Annotated in this window: 8 protein-coding genes; 4 read left to right on the forward strand and 4 right to left on the reverse strand. The window is 69.8% G+C overall.

What is annotated here, in order from left to right; all coding sequences use genetic code 11:
- Positions 1-431: 431 nt before the first annotated feature.
- Positions 432-1,076: an MIP/aquaporin family protein gene (locus QM568_RS11520; RefSeq protein ID WP_415138938.1), complete on the reverse strand. Its 645-nt coding sequence runs from the start codon at positions 1,074-1,076 to the stop codon at positions 432-434.
- Positions 1,077-1,290: 214 nt separating this feature from the next.
- Between QM568_RS11520 and QM568_RS11525 the strand changes: the two genes are divergently transcribed.
- Positions 1,291-2,730: a DUF222 domain-containing protein gene (locus QM568_RS11525; RefSeq protein WP_415138940.1), complete on the forward strand. Its 1,440-nt coding sequence runs from the start codon at positions 1,291-1,293 to the stop codon at positions 2,728-2,730.
- A 239-nt stretch (positions 2,731-2,969) separates the two neighbouring features.
- On the opposite strand, the gene QM568_RS11530 is transcribed toward QM568_RS11525, so the two are convergent.
- Positions 2,970-4,268, reverse strand: coding sequence for a serine hydrolase domain-containing protein (locus QM568_RS11530; RefSeq protein ID WP_415138942.1), 1,299 nt, complete (start codon positions 4,266-4,268; stop codon positions 2,970-2,972).
- Between the two features lie 85 nt (positions 4,269-4,353).
- Between QM568_RS11530 and QM568_RS11535 the strand changes: the two genes are divergently transcribed.
- Both QM568_RS11535 and QM568_RS11540 read left to right on the forward strand, forming a co-directional pair.
- Positions 4,354-4,650: a DUF2470 domain-containing protein gene (locus QM568_RS11535; RefSeq protein ID WP_415138944.1), complete on the forward strand. Its 297-nt coding sequence runs from the start codon at positions 4,354-4,356 to the stop codon at positions 4,648-4,650.
- Between the two features lie 74 nt (positions 4,651-4,724).
- Entirely contained in the window at positions 4,725-5,372 is a 648-nt protein-coding gene (locus QM568_RS11540) for a heme oxygenase (biliverdin-producing) (protein ID WP_415138946.1), read from the forward strand.
- A gap of 195 nt (positions 5,373-5,567) precedes the next feature.
- On the opposite strand, the gene QM568_RS11545 is transcribed toward QM568_RS11540, so the two are convergent.
- Complete coding sequence (locus QM568_RS11545) at positions 5,568-6,965, reverse strand: ATP-dependent DNA helicase (RefSeq protein WP_415138948.1); 1,398 nt, start codon at positions 6,963-6,965, stop codon at positions 5,568-5,570.
- Between the two features lie 111 nt (positions 6,966-7,076).
- Here QM568_RS11545 and QM568_RS11550 point away from each other — a divergent pair, with 111 nt between their 5' ends.
- A complete protein-coding gene (locus tag QM568_RS11550) occupies positions 7,077-8,150 on the forward strand; it encodes a hypothetical protein (RefSeq protein ID WP_415138950.1) in 1,074 nt (357 codons plus the stop codon).
- A 17-nt stretch (positions 8,151-8,167) separates the two neighbouring features.
- Here QM568_RS11550 and QM568_RS11555 read toward each other — a convergent pair whose 3' ends face one another.
- The gene (locus QM568_RS11555; RefSeq protein ID WP_415138952.1) at positions 8,168-10,147 is read right to left on the reverse strand and encodes a cytochrome c oxidase assembly protein; all 1,980 of its coding nucleotides are present in this window, start codon (positions 10,145-10,147) and stop codon (positions 8,168-8,170) included.
- Positions 10,148-10,260: the final 113 nt, after the last annotated feature.

The raw sequence follows: 10,260 nt of genomic DNA on the forward strand, positions 1-10,260 counted from the left end.
CACCTCCCCGTCCCAGCATCCGCCCGCGCCCCACCTGCCCGTCCCAGCATCCGCCCACGCCCCACCTCCCCGTCCCAGCATCCGCCCGCGCCCCACCTGCCCGTCCCAGCATCCGCCCGCGCCCCACCTGCCCGTCCGCGCCCCACCTGGCGGACATCGCTCAGGTGGGGCGTCGCGGCGCAGGTGGGGCGTCGGCCTCGTGGAGGGTGCACACGCGGCCCGGGACGTGAGGCGCTCATCCGTTCCCCTTCCCCCGCGGGTCGTCCCGGGCTGGGAAGGAACGGATGCTCTGCACGAGCGTTTCGGGTGCCAAGAACTGCAACTCTTATGTCTTGGCCGCGTCGCCGTTCCTGAACCCTTGCACCTGCCGAAGGGCCGGGAACGCCGAACGCCGCGCCGTCCGAGGAGGACGCGGCGTTCTCGAGCGGGCGTCAGGCGCCGATCTTCTTGGCGTCGTCGCTGTTGAGCACGCGGAACAGGACCGCGGCAACGACCGCGCCGAGGACCGGGGCGATGATGTACAGCCACAGGTCCGCCCAGTCGAAGTTGCCGCTGACCGACAGGCCGAGAGCGACGGCGGGGTTGAAGCCGCCGCCGGAGATCGGACCCACTGTGACGGCGCCGACGAACACGGTGCCGCCGATCGCGAGACCGTAGAACGAGTTGCCGTCGGTGTCCTTCGAGGTGGCGACGTTGAGCACGACCCAGACGAGCACGAGCGTGAACAGCGCCTCGACGAGGAACGCCGGACCGGTCTCTATCGCGACCGGCTCCGCAGCGGCGGGCCACACGGCGAAGCTCACCAGTGCGGCGAGCGCGCCGCCGACGAACTGGGCGACGATGTAGGCGACGAGGTCGGTGGCGCTGAGGCCGCCGCGCAGGAAGACGCCGACCGAGACGGCGGGGTTCAGGTGGGCACCCGAGATGTGCCCCGTCGCGAAGACGAGGACCGCGAGCGCGAGACCGATCGCGAGCGGTGTGAGGGCGCTGCTGCTGTTGACGGCGCCGATGATGGCGAAGACGAAGAGGAACGTGGCGAGCGCTTCGGCGAGCGCCTTGCGTGGTGTCCCGGACATGAGGATGCTCTTTTCTTGATGGGAACGGGGCAGAGCCTGAGCCGCCCGCGCGGTTCGGGTGCGGCATCCGCCATAGCGAGTCGAGAATAGCGGCGAGGGCGGTTCGGGTGCGGATGCCGCGCGGTGAAACTGCTGAGTGCCACGCATTCTTCAATCGAATATTTCTACGAATATTCTACTTGCATGCTTCGCTGCTATGTTCTAGTCTAGATGCATGGACACCCCAGACGACGAGTTCCGGCACCGCGCCGAGCTGCTCGATGCCTGGATCGAGAATCAGCGGCAGATCGCGGCTCTTCAGGCCCGTTCCGCTGAGCTGCTCGCGCAGCGGCTGGTCCTGCACGCCGAAGACGTGGCCTCCGACGGGTTCCATCGCGACGTGTACCACCGGTCGATGGTCTCCGAGTACGCGGCCGCGGGGCGGATCGCAAACGGCACCATGGACAACGCGTTCGCCGATGCGCACTTCCTCGCCGAGTACCCGCGACTGCGTGAAGCCTTCGGGCAGGGCGCCGTGACCGCCGCGCACGTGCGCGAGGTCATCGGCGCGGGGCACGTCGTGGCCGAGGCGGTGCTCTCCGGCGCGGCGGATGCTGCGGCCCGCACCGTCTACGAAGTGGCGGCTCTCGTGATCGCCGAGCGCTCCACACCGGCGACGACCCGCGCTGAACTGCGTGCGGTCGCCGCGGCCCTCGCCGGCGATACGGTCGCCGAGCGGCATGCCAGGGCGAAGAGCGAGCGCGCGGTGAGCGTCCGATCCGTCGGAGACGGGCTCGCCCTGCTGCAGATCGTGCTGCCCGAGTACCTCGCCACCGCGATCCTCGATCGTCTCACCCGGCTCGCCGGGCAGGTCATCCGCTCACGCGCCGATCTCGACCCGGTGCTCGACCTCGACATCCTCGACTCCGGAGAAGGGCCGATCCGCCCCGAGGACATCGACCCGCTGCACGACGATGCGGCGGCTCTCGGCGCTTCCGCGATCTTCGGAGAATGCGACACGTTCACGACCGACCCGCTGCGGGATCCTCTGACCGACAGCGGATCACCCGACCTCGAGCACCCTGTTCTCGATGAGCGCGGCATCGACGAGGTCCGCGCCGACCTCGCAACCGATCTGCTGCTGGGCAGCGATCCCACCGCCACACGCGGCTCCGGGCTCGACGGCATCACCGGGCGCGTGCAGGTCACGATCTCCGCCTCGACGATCGCCGGCCAGGACGAGCGTCCTGCCGAACTCGACGGGCACGGCCCGATGCTCGCCGAAGACGCGCGGCTCCTAGCCGGGCGCACCTCCCTGTGGTCGCGCCTGTTCCTCGATGCGGAGGGGATGCTGGTCGAGACCGACTCGTACGTCCCGACCGAGGCGATGAAGCGGTTCCTGCATGCGCGCGACCAGCACTGCCGATTCCCGGGGTGCCGCATGCCCGTGCACCGATGCCAGATCGATCACAACCACGATCACGCGAAGGGCGGAAGAACCCGTCTCGACAACCTCAGCGCGTTCTGCGCCGGGCACCATGCGCTCAAGCACCCCGACATCGACGAGCGGCACCGGTGGACAGCCCGCCAGCTCCCCGGCGGAGAGGTCCAATGGACCAGCCCCCTCGGTCGCGCCTACGCCGATCCCCCGCCTCGACGCGTCATGTTCGTCTGACGTTGCGCTGGGGTCCTGGTACTCGCCGGGTTCCTGATGCTCTGCGCTGGGTTCTCAGCCTTGAGCCCTGGCCACCTTCGCCCCTCAAGCCCTGTACCTATCGAAGAGCGCTGTACCTGTCGAAGAGCCCTGTACCTGTCGAAGAGCCCTGTACCTGTCGAAGAGCGCTGTACCTGTCGGAGAGCCCTGTACCTGTCGAAGAGCCCTGTACCTGTCGAAGAGCGCTCGACCCGTCGCCCCTACTGGGCTGCGGCCGCGGGCGCCGCGCAGACGATCGCAGCCGCCGAGATCGACTCGTGGTACTGCTCGGCGGTGAACGGCAGGCCGAACTCGGGGGCGGTCTGCCCTGGGGCCGCGGGGGCCTTCGAGGCGATCGCGGCGAGCTCCCAGGCGAGGTAGAGCGCGATCGCGTTGCCGCTGGTCGAGTCGTTCAGCGTCACCGCGACCGTGAACCCGTTCGCGGGATCGGAGAAGGCCGAAGTGGCGTACCCGGGAGTCCAGCCGTACTGCCCGATGAGCGATCCGGCCAGGTATGCGCCCCCGGTGTTCTGGAACCACGACGGGGCGCCGTCGTGCGCGGGCAACGGTGTGCTGAAGCGGGCGGGCTCAGCGTCTTCCGCGCGCAGCGCCTGCGCGGCCTCCGCCTGGGCGTAGCGGCCGAGGTCCTCGATGGTCGACACGGCGCCGGAGTCGGTGAACCCGGTGCTCGCCGAGAGCTCGGTGATGTCAACGGGTGCGGCGCAGTCGTATCCGCCCTCGACCGCGGTCAGGTAGTGGCCCTTCATGACCGGACCGCTCGACGGCGGCGCGGCGGCGGACCCCGGCAGTGAGGTGTCGGCGAGACCGAGCGGCGTGGTGACGTACTTGGCGATGAGCTCGGATGCCGTGAAGCGCGAGGCCCGTTCCAGGGCGAGTCCCAGCAGCAGGTAACCGGCGTCGGAATCACTGTAGGCAGTGTGAGGGGCCGTCGGCGTCTGGCTGAGACCGTACGCGGCGAGCTCGAGCGGCGCCCACTCGCGAGCAGGCGTGTTGAGCCACGAGGACTTCACGAATGCCTCAGAGGAGCCGAAGCCGCTCGTGCCGTTGCAGAGGTCGAGCAGCGTGATGCCGTCGGTGTTGGAGACACCCGAGACGTACTCGTCGATCGGGTCGTCAAGTCCGACGACGCCCTCGTCGGCCAGCGCATACAGGACGTCGCAGGTCATCAGCCGGGTCTCGTCGGCGATCCGGAACGACATGTCGGTGCTGAGCTCGCCGCCCTCTCCGCCGGGGCTCTGCGTGCCGATCGCGCTGACCCAACTGCCGCTCCACGGCGCCCACACGCCGACGATCGCCCCGGACGCTCCGGACGCGGCGAGCGCGTTCTCGACGGCGCCCTGCATCGCGGCGACCATGTCGTCGGGAAGCGCGGCGTCGACCTGAGCCGGAGGCTCGTAGGTGATGGTCTCTTCAGTGGCCGTGCAGCCAGTCAGCGCCAGGGCGAGCGCCACGGCGCCGGCCGCGACCGCGCGCACGCGGCGCGAAGAGAGAAGCTGCATGGATTCGAACCCCCGAAGACGTATCTGTCGAGTCTAGAGCGAGCAACCTGGGAACCCGCACCCCGCGACGGCTTAGGGTGGCATCGTGACCCACACCTTCGATGCCGACGTCGTCTCCGCCGTCCTCCGCCACATGAACGGCGACCACACCGCCGATAACCTGCTCATCGTCAGCGCCTTCACCGGCATCCCCGCCGACGAGCTCGCCGACGTCTCGATGACGGGATTCGACGGCGACGGCGGGGTCTGGGCCTACACCCGCGCCGACACGGCATCCGAGCTCCGCGTCGACTGGCCCGGCGGCCCCATCGACGATCGCGCCTCCGTCCGCCGCGAGGTCGTCGCCGTCTACGACCTGGCCCGCGAGCGCCTGGGCCTCTGACCGCGCCCCAGCGCCCACCCGTCTCTGAAGTCAAGGGGCTGGTCATCAAGTAAGGCAAGCCTTACACTGGTCACATGTCCGAGATCCTCTCCTTCTCCGCCGCCCTTCGCGAGCGCTCCTCGCGCTCGCACTCGCAGAGCGAGGGCGCAGGATTCATGTCCGATCTCCTCAAGGGCGAGGGCTCGCGAGACGACTACATCGCGCTCGTCGCGCAGCACTACTTCATCTACGAAGCGCTCGAGACGGTGGGGGAGCGGATGCGGGCGGATGCCGTGGCCTCGGTCTTCCTCAGCGATAAGCTCACGCGCCTTCCCGCCCTCGAGGCCGACCTCGAGTTCTTGATCGGCGCCGACTGGCGCGAGAAGATCACCCCGCTTCCCACCACGAAGCGCTACGTCGACCGCATCCGCCAGGTCGGCGCGACCTGGCCCGGCGGCTTCGTCGCCCACCACTACACGCGCTATCTCGGCGACCTCTCCGGCGGGGTCTTCATCGGCCGCGTCATGGCCCGCCGGTTCGGCTTCGAGACCAACGGCGTCGGCTTCTACCTGTTCGACGACATCGCCGACCCCGCCGCGTTCAAGGACGTCTACCGCGAGCAGCTCGACGCCGCCCCGTGGGACGAGGCCGAGCGCGAGCGCGTGATCGACGAGGTGCTGCTGGCGTACCGCTTCAACACCGAGCTCTTCGAAGACCTCGACCGCGCCCGCGCCGTCGCCTGAGCGCCAGCGCTCGCGCCGTCACCCGGGCGCCCGCCGTCACCTGGGCGGCGGCTCCGACGCCGTCGGGTGACAGATGGATACCGCCCGGTCACTTTGTCGGGCCGATTCCACTCCGTCGGGCGAAAACACCCGGAACAGGCCCGCATCCGCCGATCCGCCCGACAAACGGTACGGCCATCGCGGCCGGCCCCGCCCTCAGACCCGCGGCAGCTCCGGGGTCGACTGCCGGGCTTCCCAGGCCTCGCGCATGAACCGCCGCACGTCCTCGTCGACCTTGATGTCGCTGGGGCGCAGGGGGCGGGTGAGGTACAGCCCGTCGAGGCTGGTGAGCCGGCTCAGCGCCACGTAGGTCTGCCCCGGCGCGAACGCCCCCGAGCCCAGGTCGATGACGGCGCGATCGTAGGTCTTGCCCTGCGACTTGTGGATCGTGACCGCCCAGGCGAGCCGCAACGGGAACTGGGTGAACTCGGCGACCACGTCGCGCGTGAGCTTCTTCGTGTTGGCGTCGTACGAGTACCGGAACCGTTCCCAGACCGCCGGCTCCACATCGACCTCCTCGCCGTCGATCTCGACGCGCACCTTGTCGCCGAGGATGCGCACGACCGTCCCGATCGAGCCGTTCACCCACCGCGGCGGCTCTCCCGTCATCGCGGTGTCGTTGCGCAGGAACATCACCTGGGCCCCGACCTTGAGCTTCAGTTCCGCCTCAGCTGGCAGCGCCGCCTCCCCGCGCCCGAAGTCGCCGTTGATCTCGGCGCGCGCCGTCTGCTCCTTGCCGGGGAGGGCCGCGAGATGACGGCTGTTGATCCCGTTCACGATGTCGTTGCGCGTCGCCAGCGTGATCATGGGAACCTCGCCGGGCTCAGGCTCGGGCACCGGACGCGCTCCCTGCCTGTTCAGCACCTCGGCGATGTCGGCCGTCACGCGGCCGTAGCGCACCGCGTTGAGCATGGCCTTGAACCCGTCATCGGACTGGCGATGAATCTGCACGAGCTCGCGCACGTGCAGCCGCGCGCTCGTGTCGACCTCGAACAGCCCTCCGCCCGTGGGCGCCCCGGAACCGGCCTTCGGCCCCGCCCACACCTTGGCGTCGAAGAACCAGAACGAGCGGTAGGTGTCTCTGACGTAGGCGAGCTCATCACCGCGCGGCGGCACCGGCGCCAGCTGATACGGATCTCCGAACATCACCACCTGCGCGCCGCCGAAGGGGATGCCGCGCTTGCCGCGCGCCTGCCGGAGCGAGCGGTCGATAGCATCCATCAGATCGGCGCTGACCATCGAGATCTCGTCGATGACCAGCGTCTCGATGGCGTTCAGGATGCGCCGGGTGCTGTCGTTCTGATCGATGTCGCCATCGCCGATGAGCCCGATCGGCAGGCGGAAGAGGGAATGGATCGTCTGCCCGTCGACGTTGAGCGCGGCGACGCCCGTCGGCGCGCAGATCGCGATCTGCTTCTCGGTGTTCCATGCGAAGTACTGCAGCAGCGTCGACTTGCCCGTGCCGGCGCGGCCGGTGACGAAGACGTGCTCGCTGGTGTCCTCGATGAGCCGGAACAGCTCCTGCTGCTCTTCGGAAAGGGCGGAAAACGACACGGATCACTCACGGTGGAAGACGGATGCTGGCGCTCACCATGCTACGTCTCATCCCGTCATCCGCGTCGGCGTGCACGGCTCGATCCCAGCGGGCGCTCCTAGACTTGCGGCATGGACGAACCGGAGACGACCACGCCTCGGCGCGCCCGTCTCGCCGCCGATCTGGCGGTGCTCGCGGTCGTCGGCGTCCTGCTCATCGCCGCCATCGCCGCGGGCGTCTCGACCCTGTACACGTCGTACTACGGCCCCTCCGCATTCGTCACCCGCTACCTCGATCTGCTCTCCTCCGGCCGCGCCGCCGACGCGCTGCACGTCCCGGGCGTCGCCGTCGACAGTGCGACCCTCTCCGACGCCGGCATAGACGGGAAGCCGTCGGAGGCGCTGCTGCGCTCAGCGGCCCTCGCACCGCTCACCGATATCGAGGTCGTCAGCGAGCAGGCCGCCGGAGAGGGGTTCGACGTCACCGTCTCCTACCTCGCCTCCGGTCACGCCGGCACCACGACCTTCCGCATCGAGCAGGACGGCTGGGCGGGCATCACCCCGAACTGGCGCTTCGCGCAGAGCCCTCTCGCCGTGATCGATCTGACCCTGCGCGGCGCCGACCGCTTCGCCGTGAACGGATTCGAGATGCAGCGCGGCCAGATCTCCGCCGCGGGCGCGGAGGCGGCACCGCTCGACCCGCTGCCGATGCTCGTGTTCACCCCCGGCCTGTACGCCGTCTCCGTGGACACGGCGATCTCCACGGCATCCGGCATCGGCGTGCTCGCCGACTCTCCTCTCGCCTCGACGCCGCTGGATGTGCAGACCTCCCCCACCGACGAGTTCATCGCGATCGTGCAGCAGCGCGTCGAGGAGTTCCTCGCGCAGTGCGCGACCCAGGAGGTGCTGCAACCGACCGCCTGCCCGTTCGGACTCGAGGTCCGCGACCGTCTCGCCTCGACGCCGCAGTGGTCGATCACGACCCCGCCGACGATCACCGTCGTCCCGGATGGCGCACAGTGGCGGATCCCCGCGACCGGGGCGGTCGCGCACATCGAGGTGAAGGTCCGCTCGCTCTTCGACGGCACGGTCGACGACCTCGCGGAGGACGTGCCGTTCCAGGTCGACGGCACCATCGCGATCCTGCCCGACGGCACGGCCTCGATCAAGGTCGGCTCGCCCGTCGAGTCCGCCCCGGCGGACTGAGCGGGGAGATCCCCTCCCTACTCGCCGCGGCGGCGGTCGCGCTCGGCGAGGGCGGCGAGCTTCGCGTTGTACTCCTCGAGCTCGGCGTCTCCGGTGCGATCCGCGTGCCGGTCGCGGCGACGCTGCAGCTTCGTGTCACTGCGGCTCCACTGGATCGCCACCGTGATCGCGAGGATCAGGGTCGGGATCTCCCCGATCGACCAGGCGATGCCGCCGCCGATGTACTGATCGTCCATCGGGGTCGGACCCCACGTGCGTCCCATCGATCCGAACCAGTCGGCCACGAGCAGTCCCGTCTGCATCATCATGGCGATGCCGAAGAAGGCGTGCATCGCCATGACCGCGATGAGGGTGATGAGCCGTCCGGCGTGCGGCAGCCGGTAGGGCACGGGGTCTGCGCCGACGAGGCTCATCACGAAGAGATAGCCCGAGATGAGGAAGTGCGCGGTCATCCACTCGTGCCCGAGATGCTCGTACATCGACCAGCGCACGAGGTCGGTGAAGTAGAACGCCCACAGCGAGAGGATGAAGATCGCGGCCGCCACCAGCGGATGCGTGAGCGCGCGCGAGAGGGGGGAGTGCACCGCCCACATGATCCACTCGCGTCCGCCGCGGGTGCCGTCGTCGCGCTTGCGGATGGCGCGCAGCGCCAGCGTGACGGGCGCCCCGACCACGAGCAGCAGCGGGATCGCCATCGACAGCATCATGTGCCCGAGCATGTGCACGCTGAACAGGTACTCCTGGTAGGCGTTGATCGGCCCGCCGGTGACCCAGACGAGCATGACGAGGCCCAGCACCCAGAAGACCGTGCGGTGGATCGGCCAGTGATCTCCGCGCAGGCGCAGCCGGCGGATGCCCGCCAGGTAGAAGAACAGCCCGAAGCCGGCGACCACGAGCCACAGGATGTCGATGTTCCACTGCGTGAACCAGCGATCGATCGTGAACTCGGGCGGCAGCGGCGAACCGGTGAGGTGCTCAGCCGGGGTGCGCTCGAAGGCGGCCTCTTCCCCCGCAGGCGGCGCCGTGCGCGCGAGCGCCGCGGCCGCGCCCGACGCGAGCCCCATCAGTGCGAGCTCGCACAGCACCAGCATCCAGAACCATCCGCGTCCGCCCTCAAGCTTCGGGATCAGGCGCAGCCGGTACCAGGCGCCCAGCAGCCCGAGCGCGGCGAGCAGCGCCGCCTTCGCGAGGACGATGCCGCCGTACGGCGTGAACAGCGCATTCCAGCTGCCGATCGCGACGGCCGAGCGCGCGAGCCCCGAGATCGCCACGGCCGCGAAGGCGGCGATCGCAAGGCTCGAGTAGCGGCGCACGAGGATGCCGGCTGACACGCGCTCGCGCAGCAGCACGACCAGCAGCAGACCGCCGAGCCAGACGGCCGCGCCCACCGTGTGCAGCAGGATCGAGTTCACCGCCATCGTGTGCCCGGAGAGGTCGCCCGAGTGCCCCTGGGTGGCCAGCGGCAGGAAGGATGCGGCGGCGAGCACCGCCGTGAGGAGCGTCGCCGTCCAGCCGCGCCAGGCGAAGGCGAGGATCGTGATGACCGCGCCCATGATCGTCGTGATCAGCCACGACTGTCCGAGGGGCAGCTCGATGAGGAACCGGCCGAGCTGCGCGCCGAACTCCTCCCCCGCGCTGAGGGCCGGATTGAAGGCCGCCATGAACGACAGGAACCCGCTGAGGCCGGCGGTGACGGCGAAGACCGCAGCTCCCGCGGATGCCGTGTCCAACGCCGTGTCGAAGGTCCGCTCTCCGCTGCGCAGGGCGAACAGCGCGAGCACGAGGGAGCCCAGCATGGCCGCGGCGGCGAGGTTCATGACGAACTTCACCAGCGGCAGCGCCCAGCGCACGAGGGGTCCCGGGTCTCCCAGCGCGATCGGGGCGGCTCCGCCGCCGTAGACGAGGGCGACGACGGCGGCGACGAGGCCCGCGGCGACGAGGATGCCGACACCGCCGACGCGGTACGCCGCCGTCGGTGTCTGGGCGCGAGAACTCACCCCTCCACCCTATTCCGCCCCCGCCCGCCCTCTCCCGCGCAAGACATCTCCGCCGACGCCCCATCTGCGCCGCGACGCCCCACCTGGCAGACGTCGCTCAGGTGGGGCGTCGC

The organism is Microbacterium sp. (assembly GCF_047607465.1).
Lineage (GTDB): Bacteria > Actinomycetota > Actinomycetes > Actinomycetales > Microbacteriaceae > Microbacterium.

What these genes read in the sequence shown, in the direction of transcription:
- QM568_RS11520 (WP_415138938.1), bottom strand. Translation starts at nt 1,076, where the DNA reads ATGTCCGGGACACCACGCAAGGCGCTCGCCGAAGCGCTCGCCACGTTC.
- QM568_RS11525 (WP_415138940.1), top strand. Translation starts at nt 1,291, where the DNA reads ATGGACACCCCAGACGACGAGTTCCGGCACCGCGCCGAGCTGCTCGAT.
- QM568_RS11530 (WP_415138942.1), bottom strand. Translation starts at nt 4,268, where the DNA reads ATGCAGCTTCTCTCTTCGCGCCGCGTGCGCGCGGTCGCGGCCGGCGCC.
- QM568_RS11540 (WP_415138946.1), top strand. Translation starts at nt 4,725, where the DNA reads ATGTCCGAGATCCTCTCCTTCTCCGCCGCCCTTCGCGAGCGCTCCTCG.
- QM568_RS11550 (WP_415138950.1), top strand. Translation starts at nt 7,077, where the DNA reads ATGGACGAACCGGAGACGACCACGCCTCGGCGCGCCCGTCTCGCCGCC.